The sequence below is a fragment of the Streptomyces sp. NBC_01471 genome (assembly GCF_041438865.1).
In the GTDB taxonomy this organism is placed as follows: Bacteria; Actinomycetota; Actinomycetes; order Streptomycetales; family Streptomycetaceae; genus Streptomyces.
Window position 1 is genome coordinate 1,884,628 of record NZ_CP109450.1, and the last position, 15,449, is coordinate 1,900,076.

Annotated in this window: 13 protein-coding genes; 6 read left to right on the forward strand and 7 right to left on the reverse strand. The window is 70.9% G+C overall.

The annotated features are described in order from the left end of the window. The first annotated feature begins 10 nt into the window (after positions 1–10). From OG285_RS08305 to OG285_RS08315, 3 genes are all read left to right on the forward strand, one after another. On the forward strand, positions 11–424 hold the full coding sequence (locus OG285_RS08305) for a roadblock/LC7 domain-containing protein (RefSeq protein WP_164260062.1): 414 nt from the start codon (positions 11–13) through the stop codon (positions 422–424). 89 nt (positions 425–513) lie between these two features. Further along, entirely contained in the window at positions 514–1,068 is a 555-nt protein-coding gene (locus OG285_RS08310) for a DUF742 domain-containing protein (protein ID WP_356837175.1), read from the forward strand. Next, positions 1,049–1,630, forward strand: coding sequence for an ATP/GTP-binding protein (locus tag OG285_RS08315; RefSeq protein ID WP_014048542.1), 582 nt, complete (start codon positions 1,049–1,051; stop codon positions 1,628–1,630). The genes OG285_RS08310 and OG285_RS08315 overlap by 20 nt, the downstream gene beginning before the upstream one ends. 97 nt (positions 1,631–1,727) lie before the next feature. Here the strand turns inward: OG285_RS08315 and OG285_RS08320 are convergent, their stop codons facing one another. From OG285_RS08320 to OG285_RS08340, 5 genes are all read right to left on the reverse strand, one after another. After that, positions 1,728–1,934, reverse strand: coding sequence for an acyl-CoA carboxylase subunit epsilon (locus tag OG285_RS08320; RefSeq protein WP_356837230.1), 207 nt, complete (start codon positions 1,932–1,934; stop codon positions 1,728–1,730). Between the two features lie 47 nt (positions 1,935–1,981). Beyond that, on the reverse strand, positions 1,982–3,565 hold the full coding sequence (locus tag OG285_RS08325; RefSeq protein WP_371790618.1) for an acyl-CoA carboxylase subunit beta: 1,584 nt from the start codon (positions 3,563–3,565) through the stop codon (positions 1,982–1,984). Between the two features lie 208 nt (positions 3,566–3,773). After that, positions 3,774–6,158, reverse strand: a complete 2,385-nt coding sequence (locus tag OG285_RS08330) for a polysaccharide lyase 8 family protein (RefSeq protein WP_371790619.1) — start codon at positions 6,156–6,158, stop codon at positions 3,774–3,776. A 212-nt stretch (positions 6,159–6,370) separates the two neighbouring features. Further along, on the reverse strand, positions 6,371–10,219 hold the full coding sequence (locus OG285_RS08335; RefSeq protein WP_371790620.1) for an endo-alpha-N-acetylgalactosaminidase family protein: 3,849 nt from the start codon (positions 10,217–10,219) through the stop codon (positions 6,371–6,373). 133 nt (positions 10,220–10,352) lie between these two features. Next, positions 10,353–10,916 (reverse strand): hypothetical protein, encoded by a 564-nt coding sequence (locus OG285_RS08340; protein WP_371790621.1) that lies wholly within the window; start codon positions 10,914–10,916, stop codon positions 10,353–10,355. Positions 10,917–11,188: 272 nt separating this feature from the next. On the opposite strand from OG285_RS08340, the gene OG285_RS08345 reads away from it, so the two are divergent. Beyond that, a complete protein-coding gene (locus OG285_RS08345) occupies positions 11,189–11,797 on the forward strand; it encodes a YceI family protein (RefSeq protein ID WP_356836855.1) in 609 nt (202 codons plus the stop codon). 55 nt (positions 11,798–11,852) lie between these two features. On the opposite strand, the gene OG285_RS08350 is transcribed toward OG285_RS08345, so the two are convergent. Beyond that, on the reverse strand, positions 11,853–12,629 hold the full coding sequence (locus OG285_RS08350) for a TetR/AcrR family transcriptional regulator (protein ID WP_371790622.1): 777 nt from the start codon (positions 12,627–12,629) through the stop codon (positions 11,853–11,855). 106 nt (positions 12,630–12,735) lie between these two features. Between OG285_RS08350 and OG285_RS08355 the strand changes: the two genes are divergently transcribed. Together OG285_RS08355 and OG285_RS08360 are read left to right on the forward strand one after the other, a co-directional pair. Further along, positions 12,736–13,470 carry an SDR family oxidoreductase gene (locus OG285_RS08355; RefSeq protein ID WP_371790623.1) on the forward strand — a complete coding sequence of 245 codons (735 nt, stop codon included), beginning with the start codon at positions 12,736–12,738 and terminating at the stop codon, positions 13,468–13,470. A gap of 85 nt (positions 13,471–13,555) precedes the next feature. Beyond that, positions 13,556–13,762: a 4-oxalocrotonate tautomerase family protein gene (locus OG285_RS08360; RefSeq protein ID WP_356836861.1), complete on the forward strand. Its 207-nt coding sequence runs from the start codon at positions 13,556–13,558 to the stop codon at positions 13,760–13,762. A gap of 142 nt (positions 13,763–13,904) precedes the next feature. Here OG285_RS08360 and OG285_RS08365 read toward each other — a convergent pair whose 3' ends face one another. After that, positions 13,905–15,398, reverse strand: coding sequence for a hypothetical protein (locus OG285_RS08365; protein WP_371790624.1), 1,494 nt, complete (start codon positions 15,396–15,398; stop codon positions 13,905–13,907). Positions 15,399–15,449 lie beyond the last annotated feature (51 nt).

The following is a 15,449-nucleotide window of genomic DNA, read 5'->3' on the forward strand; positions in this document are numbered from 1 at the left end:
TGTGAGCCCGATGAGCCAGGCGGCGCAGAACCTGAACTGGTTGATCACCAACTTCGTGGACAACACCCCCGGGGTGTCCCACACAGTGGTGGTCTCCGCCGACGGACTTCTGCTGGCGATGTCCGAGGGGTTCCCGCGTGACCGTGCCGACCAGCTGGCGGCCGTGGCCTCCGGGCTGACCTCGCTCACCGCGGGGGCGTCCCGGATCTTCGAGGGCGGTCATGTGAACCAGACCGTCGTGGAGATGGAGCGCGGCTTCCTCTTCATCATGTCCGTCTCCGACGGCTCCTCGCTGGCCGTCCTCGCTCACCCCGAGGCCGACATCGGCCTGGTGGGTTACGAGATGGCCCTTCTGGTGGACCGTGCGGGCAGTGTCCTGACCCCGGATCTCCGTGCCGAACTGCAGGGCAGTCTTCTCAACTAGCAAACAGACAGTGCGTTTCTCGCCACCGCGCCATAAGGTGCGGTGGCGCGGCTCCACAGGATCAGCGACGGGCAGTCGGAGGAGGAAACGTGGCAACACCCCCAGGCGGTCACCCTTACTACGGTGAGCAGCAGGTTCCGGGAGAGTTCGACCGGAACCGTTTCGACTTTCCCTCCACGCCCGGCAGACACGGCAGGCAGCACCAGCAGCCGCAGCCCCCGTCGCCGTACGACCAGCCGCCGCGCATCCAGCCCGTGCAGCCGAGTTGGAAGCCGGAGCCCGACCCGGCTCCGGCTCAGGACCGCAATCCCCTCGTACGCCCGTACGCCATGACCGGCGGCCGGACCCGGCCGCGTTACCAGCTCGCCATCGAGGCACTGGTCAGCACCACGGCAGAACCGTCACAGCTGCAAGGGCAGTTGCCCGAGCACCAGCGGATCTGCAGGCTCTGTGTCGAGATCAAGTCTGTTGCCGAGATCTCGGCACTTCTTACGATTCCTCTCGGCGTCGCCCGGATCCTCGTCGCCGATCTGGCGGAGGCCGGGCTTGTCGCCATTCATCAGCCCGGCGGCGACGATGCCGTCGGCGGCCAGCCAGACGTGACACTGCTCGAAAGGGTGCTCAGTGGACTTCGCAAGCTCTAGCGGCGGTGCAGCCCGCTCCACTACCTCCGCGAAGATCGTGGTGGCAGGGGGCTTCGGCGTGGGTAAGACCACGTTCGTCGGCGCCGTCTCGGAGATCAACCCGCTGCGTACCGAGGCCGTCATGACGTCCGCTTCGGCGGGCATCGACGACCTCACACACACCGGGGACAAGACCACCACCACGGTGGCCATGGACTTCGGACGCATCACGCTCGACCAGGACCTGATCCTCTACCTGTTCGGCACCCCCGGACAGGACCGCTTCTGGTTCATGTGGGACGACCTCGTACGCGGCGCCATCGGAGCCGTCGTGCTGGTGGACACCCGTCGTCTCGCCGACTGTTTCCCGGCGGTGGACTACTTCGAGAACTCGGGACTCCCCTTCGTCATCGCCCTCAACGGCTTCGACGGACACCAGCCCTACACCCCCGACGAAGTACGGGAAGCACTCCAGATCGGCCCCGACACCCCCATCCTCACCACCGACGCACGACACCGCGCGGACGCGAAGAGCGCGCTGATCACGCTGGTCGAGCATGCGCTGATGGCCCGCCTGCGGTAACGGCGGCCCGCACACGGCGGAAGGCCCGCACCCTCCGGAGAGGGTGCGGGCCTTCCGCTGTGTGCGGGCCGGTGGCGGAGCCCCGGTCCGGCCGGGCTCAGCCCTGCCAGGAGTGCGCGGCCCGGAAGCCCGGGGTGCGCTCCAGGCGGCGCCAGCCGGCCGTGGTGCGGGGCGTGTGCACCGGTGCCTCGGGGCGGTTGCCGGCGCGGGCCAGCAGGATCGCGGTGATCGCTGCCAGCTCCTCCGGCTCCGCGTGGCCCTTCTCGACACGGAGCAGGGATGCTGCGGCGGTGGGAGTACTCAAGGTCTTTCCCCTTACTGAGTCGTGCTGAGACGTGCTGTGGCTGTGGATTACTGCGGCGGGTTGCCGTGCTTGCGCGAGGGCAGGTCGGCGTGCTTCGTCCGCAGCATCGCGAGGGACGCGATGAGGACCTCGCGGGTCTCGGCCGGGTCGATGACGTCGTCCACGAGGCCGCGCTCGGCCGCGTAGTAGGGGTGCATCAGCTCGGCCTTGTACTCCTTGACCATGCGGGCCCGCATGGCGTCGGGGTCCTCGGCGTCGGCGATCTGCTTGCGGAAGATGACGTTGGCCGCGCCTTCGGCGCCCATCACCGCGATCTCGTTCGTCGGCCAGGCGTAGGTGAGGTCGGCGCCGATCGACTGGGAGTCCATGACGATGTAAGCACCCCCGTAGGCCTTGCGCAGGATCAGCGAGATCCGCGGGACGGTCGCGTTGCAGTACGCGTACAGCAGCTTCGCGCCGTGGCGGATGATCCCGCCGTGCTCCTGGTCCACACCCGGCAGGAACCCGGGCACGTCCAGCAGCGTGATGATGGGGATGTTGAACGCGTCGCACATCTGGACGAAGCGGGCGGCCTTCTCGGAGGCTTCGATGTCCAGCACACCGGCCAGGGCCTGCGGCTGGTTCGCGACGATGCCCACGACCTGGCCGTCCATCCGGGCCAGCGCGCAGATGATGTTGCGCGCCCAGCGCTCGTGGACCTCCAGGAAGTCGCCGTCGTCGACGAGCTCCTCGATCACCTTGTGCATGTCGTAGGGGCGGTTGCCGTCCGCCGGTACCAGGTCGAGCAGCACGTCCGAGCGGCGCTCGGCCGGGTCCTCGCTGGGGTGCGAGGGCGGGTTCTCCCGGTTGTTGGAGGGCAGCATCGAGATCAGGTAGCGGACCTCGGCGATGCAGGTCTCCTCGTCGTCGTACGCGAAGTGCGCGACGCCCGAGGTCTCGGCGTGCACGTCGGCGCCGCCGAGCCCGTTCTGGGTGATCTCCTCACCCGTCACCGCACGCACCACGTCCGGACCCGTGATGAACATCTGCGAGGTCTCGCGGACCATGAACACGAAGTCGGTGAGCGCCGGGCTGTAGGCCGCGCCGCCCGCGCACGGGCCGAGCATCACGCTGATCTGCGGGATGACACCGGAGGCGCGGGTGTTGCGCTGGAAGATCCCGCCGTACCCGGCGAGCGCCGAGACGCCCTCCTGGATCCGGGCACCCGCGCCGTCGTTCAGCGACACCAGCGGGGCACCGGCCGAGATGGCCATGTCCATGATCTTGTGGATCTTCGTCGCGTGGGCCTCGCCCAGCGCGCCGCCGAAGATCCGGAAGTCGTGTGCGTAGACGAAGACAGTGCGGCCCTCGACCGTGCCCCAGCCGGTGATCACACCATCGGTGTACGGCTTCTTCGCCTCCAGGCCGAAGCCGGTCGCCCGGTGCCGGCGCAGCTGCTCGACCTCCTTGAACGAGCCCGGGTCCACCAGCAGCTCGATGCGCTCGCGCGCGGTCAGCTTGCCCTTCGCGTGCTGGGCCTCGGTCGCTCGCTCACTGGGCCCGCGCCTGGCCTGCTCGCGCAGCGCCAGCAGCTCGGCCACCCGTCCACGTGCGTCGGTGGGCTCGCCCGCGGTCTCGTCCAAAACGGTCATGTTCCGACCCTACGAACTGCACCAAGAAAACGCGCAGTGCACTTCGTACAGTCTCCGGGCCAGTTTCCTGGTCGGCCTGGACAGAAGAGCCCGGCAGCGCAGCCGAAGTGCCAGTCCAGGACCACTCTGGGTTGTGGGATTCCCACAAGAGTTCCCGAGGGCGGTCCCATGCCGGGACAGGAGCGCGGCCGGGCCCTCCGGCGGCCGGTCAGCCGAGGACGATCTCGCAGGCGTGGGTCGCGCCCGCCGTGCCCGGGGTGATCCGGAGCCGCAGCGACCGCCCGGTCGAGACCACCTGCACGGAGGGATCGGCGCTGGTCACCCGGCGTACCGGCTGCTTCCAGACGATCTCCACCGGCTTTCCGGTCCGCGGCGGCTCGCTGATGTGCAGGGTCGCGGTGCGCTGCTTGCGCCGCACCAGCACGCTCGCCGGAGCGGAGGCGGTGAGCGGGCCCACTTTACCCGCCTGCCAGAAGTTCGCGGCGGTCAGACCGAGCGAGCGGACGGAGACCGCCTGCCGGGCCGCCGTATTGGCCAGTACCTCCAGCCAGCCGTGGTCGTCAGCGCGGGCCGCGAGCGTACGGCGGGAGGCGCCGGGCATCAGCAGGTACGCGTACGAGGCGTCCACCGGGTCCGTGCCGTGGTCGAGCCAGAGGGTCTGGAAGGTCCGGGTCTGCCGCTCGGTCGAGCTGGTGGTGTTGATGTCGTGCCAGGCCCCGGTGCGGGCCTCGCGCAGGGTGTGCAGCGCGTCCGTACCACCGGGGAAGACCCAGCCGCCGTGGCCCGCGAGGTGCGCCCAGCGCGGACGGCGGCGGTCGTCCAGGGTGAACGCGCCCTTGCCGTCGGCGCCGAGGTTGCGGTTGTCGACCACCGTCTCGACCGGGACGCCGTCGGTGGCGGTGATCCCCGCGCCCAGGCAGATCACGGTGTCCGCGACGCAGAACCAGGACTTGCGGGCCTGGAGGGTGGAGAGCAGCCCCTTCACCTGCTGGCCCACGGCCGCGAACTCCCCGTCGCTCGCTCCGCCCACCCACTGGACGGCTGGTTTGGCGGCGCCCCACTCGCCGCCCGCATTGTCGGCAAGTCGCTTGGTGGACACGGTGGTTCCCGGCATCCGGTACGGGTCGACGGTCGGCCAGAACCAGTCCGTGTACTGGTCGTTCGCCTGCTTTCCGGGCCACCAGTAGAGCATTCCGGCGCCGGTGTGCCAGCCGTGCGGGTTCTCGCCGTTGCCGCACTCGTAGTACGAGATCCGCTCGGAGGACATCGAGATGTTCGCCGCCCAGCCGTGGCGGCGGTGTACTGCGCGGTCCATGGAGGTGAAGAGGCGGTGGGCGACCGGTTCGGGGGCTGCCGCCACCGGGGCGTCGGCGACCGCCCGGAGCCGGGAGAGGTCGGCGACGCCGAACTGCGGCGAGGTGAGGATCGGGGTCGTGGTGTCCCGCTCGATCCAGCCCTTGATCATTCCCTGCCAGCGCAGCCGCTCGGCATCGGACGCACCGCCCGCTATCACCGCCATGGCGGCGATCAGGCCCTTCCCGTGGAAGTGGTCGCTGCGCATCACGTGCTGGTCGTCACTCGCGAGGTAACCGCGGCTGACCGCCCGCCCGTTGACGCTGTCCATGGCCAGGCCGTTGTAGATGACCGGCGCGTAGGCGTTCTCGACGCTGTCCAGGATGATCTGCCGATTGGGATCGGTGACGTCCCAGGTGGAGCCCGCGAGCAGGGTGAAGAGCCGGCCGAGGCCGTCCAGCATGACCTGGCCGTACGTGCCCGAGTAGGCGATCGTCGTGTGCTGGATGAACGAGCCGTCGGGGTAGAGCCCGTCGCTCTTGGTGACGTACGGGAAGACGGGCGAGAGCGCGTCGCGGGCCAGCGCGATCTTCTCCGGGGAGCGGCCGTTCACCCCGCGCATGGCGACCGAGCGGCAGAGGTCGACCCGGTTGGCGCCGGTCGATGTGCCGGAGTAGTCGGCGAGCACCGAGTCGGGGATGAAGTGGTCCACGGCCGCGCACGCGGCCTGGATCTGCGTGTCGGTGAGGTGGTCGTGGAGGGCGGCCACCAGGTCCATCAGCAGCCGGGGGCTGCCGATCTGCCACTCCCACCAGTTGCCGTAGACCGTGGTCGTGGTGTTGTAGATCTTCGCGGAGACATGGTCGATGCCGGTGATCACATCGGCGAGCAGCCCGGCGTCGCCGGTGAGCCCGGTGCCGTCCTGGAGGTACGCCTGGGTCATCGTCCACAGCCGGGTGTAGCTCTGGGTGATGCCGGCCGGCGGGTCGAACGGGGAGTCCGGCCAGAGGGACTTGTCCGCCGGAGCCATCGACGCCCGGAACGTCGTGGCGAGTTGGCCGGTCGCCTTGAGCTGGGTCGCGTACGGCTCGGCGGTCGCGTCGTAACCGGTGCCGAGCGCCAGGTCCAGCCAGCGGCCGCGGAGCGTCGCGAACTCGTCGTCGGAGCCCTCGGCGGCGGCCGTCGCCGTCCCGGCGGCGGACGGGGCGGCGTTCGCGTACGGCACGGCCGTCAGGGTGAGCGCACCGGCGCCCGCGGTGGCGAGAAACGTACGGCGGGACCAAGGGGGCAGCGAGGGCACTGGAGACTCCCGGAGACAGGGGGCGTGGATCTGCTATCCGCTGGTGTAGCAGGGCCTCAACGGCCGGGCAATGGTCTGGACAACATGAACAGAAAGCGCTTGCTCCCGGATCACCGTGAACCGGGAGCAAGCGCTTTCTCGGCCAGGCCCGGGCCGAGCTCGGACAGGTCCCGGCCGACCCCCGGCCCGCGCTCCCCCGGCCGGTCAGCCGGTCAGCCGCCGCAGTGGAAGCGGGCGTCGCCCCAGTCCGCGTGGTCGTTACCCGGCCCGTCGCCGCCGTCGCCCGTCACCAGGTCGACGTACTTCGCCCCGGCCACGTCGGCCGTCAGCGACCAGGCGCCGTCGGCGCCCTTGAGCACCGGCGACTTCACCTTCTCCGTCCCGTCGGCGGCCACGCTGAACCGCACGCTGCCGCGCGTCCCCTGCGAGCTGTCAAGACCCGCCTGCGCGGTGAAGGAGGTGCAGCGGCCGCCCAGGTAGTAACGGATGGTGCCGGGCGACGCGGTGCCGAGCCCCTTGGCGTACACCGTGCCGCCGATGGTCAGCGGAGTGCCGTCGCCCGCCGCCGTCTCACCGTTGTCCATGTCCTTCTCGGCCGGTCCCCAGCCGTTCTCCATGGACGTCCAGTCGAGGTCGCTCGCGTAGCTGTCCGTGGTGGGCGGCGGCGGGAGCGTGCGCACCGGGGCGGACGCCGTCAGCTTCCGGGTGCTGCCGCCGACCGTGTACGAGCCGGTGGACTTCAGCTCGTAGGGCTGGTGGGCGGCGTCGGCCGGCGGGATGACCTGCCAGCTGCCGGTGGCCCCGGCGCCCGGCGCGACGGTGTCGAAGGTGACCGGCCCCGCGGGCTCGGCCCTCCAGCCGGCGGGGAGGTCCAGGCTCACCGAGACGCCGGTCGCGGCCGTCGCCTCGTAGTTGGTGAAGGTGACCGAGACCTTGTTCTTCGCACCCGGTTCCAGGGGCTGGCCGGCCGGGTCGACGGAGAGCGTGCCGCAGGCTGCCTTTTCGGCCGCCGGGCCCAGGTCGGTCACCGTGAAGTCGTCGAGCACGAAGTCGGCCCCGTCCGGAGCGCCTTCGGCCTTGCGCAGCCCGGTGAAGGTGTCCCCGCACCCGGCCGTGAGCCGCTCGCTGAAGTGCCCGGTGGTCCGCTGCCTGCCGAGTGGGGTGCTCCGGGTCTGCACCGACGCGGCGCCGGAGCCCGTCGTGCGGTCGTAGCCGTCGACCCACGCGTAGGCGTCCGCGTCGCTCGACTGGTAGTCGAACCGCACCTGGTACACGTGGCCTTCGGTCATCGGGACGGTCCACGGCGCGGTCCGGTAGACGAGGCCGGTGTTCTCCTCGTGCGACTTCAGCGACTGGCCGCCGCCGATGACGTCGTCGACGGCCTTCCCGTTCCACCCTGCCTGGGTGTACGGGGCGTGCTTCTGCGCGATGTGGGTGCGGGGGTCGGTGTCGCCGCCCGCGTCACCCTTGAGGAAGGGGCCCCAGCCCTGGTCGACGTGTTCGAAGTCCTCGGACGCGACCGTCCCGGCCCTGACCGCGGGTGCGTTCGCCACGACCCGGATGTCGTCGAGCCGGACCGTGGCCGCCGAGCCCTTCGCGGCCTCGATCCGGAGCGTGGTGGCGCCGTTGTCCGGCGCGGTGAAGTGGACCGCGGCCCGCTGGAAGTACGTGCCGTGCCAGTCGGACGCGGCGACCATGTTCTTCGCGGTCGACCGCTCGACGGCCACCGTCCTCCCGCCCGCCGAGAGCGTCGTACGTCTCGACCTGCCGGGCTGCACCTCGATCCAGGCGGAGGCGGAGTAGCGGGCTCCGGCCCTGAGTCCCTTGATCTTCTGGGAGACGGCTGCCGTGCCGCTGCCGGAGAGCGCCGCGCTGTTGCGGCCCTGGCTGTCGGTGTCCCGCACGGCGGTGCCGGTCCGCTGCCAGTCGCTCAGCTTCGCGTCGTTGAAGCCGGGGTCCCTGACCAGGGTGCCCTGGCCCCAGCGGGGGCCGGCCTGGGCCGGGGCGCGGTCCGGGTAGAGCACGTACGGCTGACCCGCGGCCGCCGTCAGAGTGATCCGCCCCTTGGCCGGCCTGACCGTGGCGACCTTGGTGCGGCCGTTGTCGGTGAGCTTGTAGACGGTGTACTTACCGCTCCCCGGCACCTCCCAACTGGTCGTGCCGCCGGTCTTGTTGTAGTGGTAGAGCTTCTTGCCGCCGTCCCACGGGATCAGGTAGTCGCTCCCGTCGACGACCTGCCGCCCGTGGTCGTAGACGGCGCGTCTGCCGTCCTTGACCGTGCCGGTCACCCCGCCGGTGAAGGTGATGTCGTCGCCGTCCCAGCGGGTGATCTTCTGGTGCTGGAGGTACTTGGCGGGAAGGTCCTTCTGCCAGACGGTGTCGTAGAACTTCGTCCAGTCGGTCTCGCCCGTCCAGCCCTCGAACTCCTGGATGGCGGTCTGGCCGAGGACCGGATCGTCGTTCCAGACGTCCTTCTCGTCGTTCCGGATGAACCGGATGATCTTCGAGTTGAGGCCCTTGTTGTGGGCGTCGCCGTAGTCCAGGTCATTGGCCCAGTGCGACCAGAGCGTGTCCCGCTCGAACTTGTCCGCCCACTCGGACGCCAGGTTCCAGCCCTGCTTGCGCACGGCCTCGGCGGTCTTGTCCGCGATCCAGCCGTGGGTGTAGTAGACGTCCAGGTAGAGCAGCGAGAGGTTGGGGCCGGTCTCGTTCCGCAGCTGCTGGAGCCTGCGCGTCAGGTCGCCGCTGTTGATGTCGTGGCGCTGGTCGATGTAGTAGCTCTGGTCCAGCCAGTTCCAGCCCTGCGCGCTCTTGTCGACCAGGCTGTCGTCGAAGTGGTGGGCGACCGGGTAGGCCTCGGTGGCATTGATGTGCGCGCCGAAGGTGGCACCCCACTTCTTGCCGTCCTTGAGCAGCCTGTTGAGGTCGGTGAGGCCCCCGGCCCGGGTGTTGTAGTTGCCGCCGTAGTCGGGGTGCGCCGAGTCGTGGCCCTCCGACTGGTAGCCCTTCAGCAGCGCCAGCTGGCCGAGTCCGTCCGTGGCGAGCGAGATGCGCTTGACGTCGTCCAGCGTGCGCAGGAAGGGGTGGGTGGCCTGGCTGGCGAAGTTGAACGGGATGTGGGTGATCACCCGGTCCGGGGTCTCGTTCCCGCCCTTGGGCTCGATGGCGATCGTGCGGAAGGCGACGGCGCCGTCCTGCCAGTCGACGGTCTTGTCCCCGTTGGCGTCGGGAGTGACGACGACCTTCGCCCAGGGCAGGTTGTTCCCGGTCTCCGGCTTCGCGGCGCCGTCGCCCCGGTAGGTCCACTGCCCGGACCGGACGCCGACCCGCACGCTGCCGTCGGCCTCCTTCCGCGCCTGGTGCCAGAAGCGGGCGGCGTCGCCGCCGGTGGCGCCGGCCGGCTTGTCGTACGAGGAGTTGGACTCGACCGCCGCGGCCAGCCGGCCGGTGCTGACGATGGCGTACGTCGAGCCGACCGGTGAGGCGTCGGGCTCGGTGTCCGCCGTGACCTTGCCGAAGACATCGGCGGTACGGGTCGAGTCCGCGTCGAGCCGGGTGAAGGCGGTGGCCGCTCCCGCGTCGTCCGACCCCACCGAGACCAGGTCCTGGCCGGGGATGTCGATGGTCCCGACCCGGAACGCCGCGGTGTCCCGTACGGCCGTCACCTTGAACGTGGTGGCCCGCCCCGACACGGACAGCCTCGCGTCGATCTCGACCCCGGGCAGGGCGGCGAAGGTGAGGGTGTACGCGGCGGACGCGGCCCGGACGGCGGGCGCGCCCTTCACCTGGACCGGGTACGCCTTGCCGTTGAGGGTGACGGCGGTGACCGGCCGCACGCCCGCGAGCAGCCGCGATCCGGTGCCGCGGTCCGTGTACGAGACGATCCGGGGGAAGTCCCTGGCAACGGCCACGGAGAGCTGAGCCGAGCCGATGACGGCCTCACCCCCGGCGGCGCCGGCCGCGGGCGCGGCGCCGGAGGCGGGCGACAGGGGGCCGGCCAGGGCGAATACGGCGGAGGACGCGGCGACGAGCGCGCATGCGGATCTGTGTCTTCGGGGCATGGTCACTGGGTATCCGTGCCCCGGCCGCCCGGTCAACGGCCAACGCCCTTACGGGCAGCGGCAGTCCAACAGCCGCTGCCCGAAAGTCCAAGCCCGGAGGCCGGCGCGACTCGGCGGACTCCCCCGGACAGGCCTAGCAGCCGCCGCAGTTGTAGAACGTGATGTCCCAGTGGCTGCCCTCGTCCGCGTAGACGTTGCCCGCCCCGGACTTCCACTGGGGGTAGCCGTCACCGCGCAGGCCGATGTACGTGAACGTGTTCTTGACGTAGTTCGTCAGGCAGGTCGTCTTGGCGATGTCGAGCTTGTAGCCGTTCCAGTGCGAGTACGTGCCGGACGCGTGACCCGTCTCGGTGCCTCCGGTGATGTTCACCCCGCAGCCGAGCGCGCCCTTGAGTGTCTGGGCGCCCTGCGCGGTGGCCAGGTTGAGCTGGTCGAAGGAGGTGCAGGTCGCGACGTTCCGGTCGGAGCAGCCGCCGGACGAGGACCAGGTGATGCCGGACGAGCGGAACATGGACGTGGCCGTGGCGTGGCTGATCTTCGTCGCGGCGAAGGCGTCGGTGGCACCGCCGAGGACGCCGACGCCCGGCGCGAGGAGGACGCCGAGGACGAGCGCGAGCGCGGCGAGGACGGGGCGGACCGGGCGGACCGGGCGAAGCGGGCGCACCGGGAGCGCCGGGCGGACCGGGCGGTTTTTCATGGGGGATTCCCTCCTGCTGATGACCGTGATGTCTGCGGGGCCGGCTGTGCAGGTGGAGCGGGTCAGATAGTGCCGCAGTTCTACGCGCGTCCGCCAGAGGGCCGTCAGGATGCACCGCACATCCATCCGCGCGTCCATCCCCCACACCCGTCCGCGGACCCGCTTCCCGAAGATGTTGAACTTTGAACCAGATGCCTCTACAGTGAATCTCGTTGAAGGTTAAACAACCTTGCGACGCCGGTCCCGCACCAGCCACCACCCGAGGAGGAGCCATGGCTCTGTTCAACCGCAAGTCCCCCACCGCCCCGGCCACCAACGCCACCCTCCCGGTGGACCCCGCCCTGGCCGCCCTGTCCGGTGACTACGGCATCGACCCGGCGCACAGCGCCATCAGCTTCACCGTGCGCCACGCCATGGTGACCAACGTGCGCGGCTCCTTCACCGAGCACGAGGGCACGCTCCACCTGGACGGCTCGGACCCGTCGAAGTCCACCGCGGCCATCGACGTCCGGATCGAGAGCATCGACACCGGCATCGCGGACCGTGACGGACACCTGCGCGGCGGGGACTTCTTCGACGCCGAGCAGTTCCCGCACATGACGTTCCGCTCGACGCGCGCCGAGCAGCTCGGCGGCGACACGTACCGCATCACCGGCGACCTGACCATCAAGGACGTCACGAAGCCGCTCTCCATCGACCTGGAGTTCAACGGCTCGGCCACCGACGTCTACGGCAACCAGCGCGTCGGCTTCGAGGGCAGCACCGAGATCCTGCGCTCCGACTGGGGCCTGACCTGGAACGCCGCCCTGGAGACCGGCGGCGTCATGGTCAGCGACAAGGTCAAGCTGGCCTTCGACATCTCGGCCGTCAAGTCCGCCTGATCACGGCCCCGTCGCCGCCCCCGCCCGCGCCGCCGGCACCGCGACCCGCTCGCGCTCAGCCCGTTCCGAAGCGGGGGCCACAACGAAGGCCGGGCCCACCCGGATCCTCAGGGCCGCTCAACCCCCCCTGGCGGGAGCCCGGCCCGGTGATGCGGGCGAGCCAGCGGAGCAGCAGGGCGGTTTCCACGGGTTCGAGGGCGTCGGTGCCGTTCAGTTCCAGCTGGGCGTGCAGACGGAGGGCGGCCGAGTGCACGGGGTCCCCCTCGTCGTGTCCGGTCGGCCGGGTGAGCACCCGGGAGAACACGGCGTCGCGCATCAGGTGCGACACCGTGGAGTCGTCGAACAGCGCGGGAGCCGCGATGTGATGGAGCGCGCTGCCGACGTTCGCGGACAGGATCAGCTCGGCGGCGGTCCGCGGTTCGGTTCTGAGGGCGCCCACCGCCGCACAGCGGACGAGCGCCGCTACGAGCAGGTCGAACACGCGCCGCCGGGCGGTGGAGTGCGACCAGGGCCGGGGCGTGAACATCAGCTGGTAGAGCGCCGGATTTTCCTTCGCGAAGGCCGTGTGACCGTCCCATCCGGCCAGCAGGTCGGTCACCGGGTCCCCGGTCTGCTCCTGAGCCGCTTTGAGGGCGGCGTATCGCTCGTAGCCGTGGTCGGCCACCGCGTCGAGCAGTCCGCGCTTGTCGCCGAACAGCCGGTAGAGGACCGGCTGGGTCACACCGACGGCTTCGCAGACCGCACGGGTGGCCACGTCATGGTCCGAAGAGCCCGCCAGTTGCTGCAGCGCGGCTTCGATCATCGCCGCGCGGATCTTCGCATCCGTATCCATGGAATCAACGATACGCGACTTGGCTAGCGCCGATAGAGGCTCCGTGCTAGCGTCGCCCTATCGTCGATTCCGAACATCGGTATCAGCGATACGCAAGGGAGGGGTCATGAAAGAACAGCGTGTCGCCCTGGTCACGGGCGGTTCCCGCGGTATCGGCCGGGCGACAGCGATCGCCCTCGGCACTCGCGGCTACGCCGTTGCCGTGGGGTTCGCGGGGTCGGCCGACGCCGCCCGCCAGGTGGCCGGGACCATCACCGCCGCCGGGGGCCGGGCCATATCGGTGCAGGCCGATGTGGCCGACGAGAACGCGGTGGCGGCGGCGTTCGACTCGGCGGAGAAGGAGTTCGGCGGAGTCGATGTCGTCGTGAACTCCGCGGGGCGGATGGGTCTGTCACCCATCGCGGACCTCGACCTCACCGTCCTGGATGACCTGTACCGGACCAACATCCGGGGCACCTTCGTCGTGGCCAGGGAGGCCGCGCGCCGTCTGCGGGACGGGGGCGCCATCGTCAACCTGTCCACCTCGGTGGTGGGTCTGCAGTTCCCCCACTACGGCGCCTACGTCGCCAGCAAGGGCGCCGTCGAGGCGATGACGCTCGTCCTCGCGCGTGAGCTGAGGGGTCGCGACATCACGGTCAATGCGGTCGCCCCCGGTCCCACGGCCACCGAGATGTTCTTCGAGGGCAAGGACGAGGCCACGATCGAACGGCTCGCCAAACAGCCCCCGTTGGAGCGGCTCGGCACCCCCGAGGACATCGCCGAGGCCGTCACCTTCCTCGCCGGCCCCGCGGGGCACTGGATCAACGGTCAGGTTCTGCGCGCCAACGGCGGGATCGTCTGACACCCGCGGCACCCCTCGCCCCGGGCCCCCGCCGCCCCACACCCTTTCGGCTCACCGAACAACCCATCAGAGAGCAGGAACGACCATGCCTTTCGCCAACCTCAAGGTCCCCGCGGAAACCCTGACGCAGGAGTCGAAGAAGAAGCTCGTCGACGCCGTCACCGACGCCTACGCCGATGTCTACGGCGAGCGCGCCCGGGCCACCACACTGGTGGTCATCGACGAGGTTCCCGACGGGGGCTGGGGCGTGGGCGGCACCATCCTCACGTCCGAGATGCTCGGCAAGAGCTGACCGCCTGCCGGCGGGGTGGGTCACTCCGGTGCCCCACCCCGTCCTGCCCGGGTGGCCGGCTCGCTCGCACAGAGCCTGCGACCGGCAGCCGACCGTCGGCTGTTGCCCGACGGGGCGTCGGTGCCGGTAGCCGGACCAGGGGTCACGCGGGGTCGGCGGCCGGTATCCCGCACGCCGCGCGTACGGCGTGCACCTTCTCCAGTGCCTGGAGATGTCCGCCGTCCCGGGCACAGCGTTCGGCCCGGTCCAGCAGGGCTGCCGGGCCCTGGCCATCGGCGGCCTGCGCGCGCACCGAGGCCAGTGCGGCGAGCGCGAACGCCAGGGCCGTCCCCCCGAACGGCTCGGCCACGGCGACCGCCGCCCGTGCCAGCCGTCCGGCCTCCTCCTGCTCACCGAGCATCAGATGCAGCTCCGCCAGGTTCGCGCGCTCGAAGGAGGTCGCGGTCGGGCGCCCGCCCTGCTCGGCGAGAGCCAGCGCCCGCGCCCCGTGCCGCAGTGCCTCGCGCGGACGGCCCGTACGGCGGGCGTTCTCCCGCGACACGGACAGGACATGCGCGAGCAGCGCCGTGTCGCCCGACTCCTCCGCCAGTTCCCGCGCGCGTTCCGCCACCACACCGGCGTGCGTCACATCCCCCAGCAGGCCGCTGCACACGGCCTGCTGGGCGAGCGCGCGCACGCGCAGCGCCACCGCCTCACCGCCGCCGCCCGTCCCGGCGCCGGCCTCGGCGGGCTGCGGCGCCGCCTGGTCGGCACAGCGCTCGGCCTCGCGCGCGGACGCCAGCCCCTGGGCGTAGTCACCCGTGTACGACAGCACCCTGGCCGCGGCCATATGATGCGCGGCCCGTGCGAGAGGGGGAGTGCGGGCCTCCGGAGCGTGCCGGCGCAGTACGGTCACGGCTCGCGCGGGCCCTTCGCCGCCCGTGCGCGCCAGCGCCTCGGCCAGCCGCGCGGCGACCCGTACGCAGTCGTCCCGGCGTCCCCGCTCCACGTACAGGTCGAGCGCCTCGCGCAGTACGCGCACCGCCTCCGCATAGCGGCCCGAACGGTCCAGCGCCAGCGCCAGCGCCCAGTCCAGCCGGATGTGCGCGGTGTCGTCGGCCCGGTGCTCCGCGCCGCCCGTCCGCGCCGCCAGCGCGGCGGCCACCTGGCCGCGCAGCCCCGCTACCCGCTCGCGACACGGCTCGGCCCAGGCCGCGTAGCGGTCCTCGGGCAGGACATCGCCCGCACACGCCCGCGCGGCGGCTCTCAGTGCCTGCACCTCGCCCGCTTCGAGCGTGCGCCGGGCGAGACGCTCCGCCTCGTCGACATCGACCTGGACAGCGTCGTGCGCGAAGCGCAGCAGTGGGCCGTCGGTGACGAGATAGGACGAGGTGGCCCGGGGCGCGAGTTCGGGCTCCAGCGCGTGCCGTGCGGCGTGCAGGGCGACGCGCAGACTGCGCAGGGCCGCGGAGAGTTCCGCGTGCGGCCAGCACACCGCCATCACGTCCTCGCGGTGCAGCTGGTGCCCCGGGGTCACGGCGAGCAGCTTCACCAGGGTGCGAGCCCCCGGCCGCGGCCAGTGGGCGACGGGCTGTGGCACCTCTCCGTCGCGTACGGCCTCGAACCCTCCCAGCAGACGGATACGCAGCAGCCCCATAAAACCGTCACCCTAGCCCCGTAAGCCCCGGGCACGTCCAGGTGACCGTGG

What these genes read in the sequence shown, in the direction of transcription:
- OG285_RS08325 (WP_371790618.1), bottom strand. Translation starts at nt 3,565, where the DNA reads ATGACCGTTTTGGACGAGACCGCGGGCGAGCCCACCGACGCACGTGGA.
- OG285_RS08340 (WP_371790621.1), bottom strand. Translation starts at nt 10,916, where the DNA reads ATGAAAAACCGCCCGGTCCGCCCGGCGCTCCCGGTGCGCCCGCTTCGC.
- OG285_RS08360 (WP_356836861.1), top strand. Translation starts at nt 13,556, where the DNA reads ATGCCTTTCGCCAACCTCAAGGTCCCCGCGGAAACCCTGACGCAGGAG.
- OG285_RS08335 (WP_371790620.1), bottom strand. Translation starts at nt 10,219, where the DNA reads ATGCCCCGAAGACACAGATCCGCATGCGCGCTCGTCGCCGCGTCCTCC.
- OG285_RS08345 (WP_356836855.1), top strand. Translation starts at nt 11,189, where the DNA reads ATGGCTCTGTTCAACCGCAAGTCCCCCACCGCCCCGGCCACCAACGCC.
- OG285_RS08350 (WP_371790622.1), bottom strand. Translation starts at nt 12,629, where the DNA reads ATGGATACGGATGCGAAGATCCGCGCGGCGATGATCGAAGCCGCGCTG.
- OG285_RS08355 (WP_371790623.1), top strand. Translation starts at nt 12,736, where the DNA reads ATGAAAGAACAGCGTGTCGCCCTGGTCACGGGCGGTTCCCGCGGTATC.
- OG285_RS08305 (WP_164260062.1), top strand. Translation starts at nt 11, where the DNA reads ATGAGCCAGGCGGCGCAGAACCTGAACTGGTTGATCACCAACTTCGTG.
- OG285_RS08365 (WP_371790624.1), bottom strand. Translation starts at nt 15,398, where the DNA reads ATGGGGCTGCTGCGTATCCGTCTGCTGGGAGGGTTCGAGGCCGTACGC.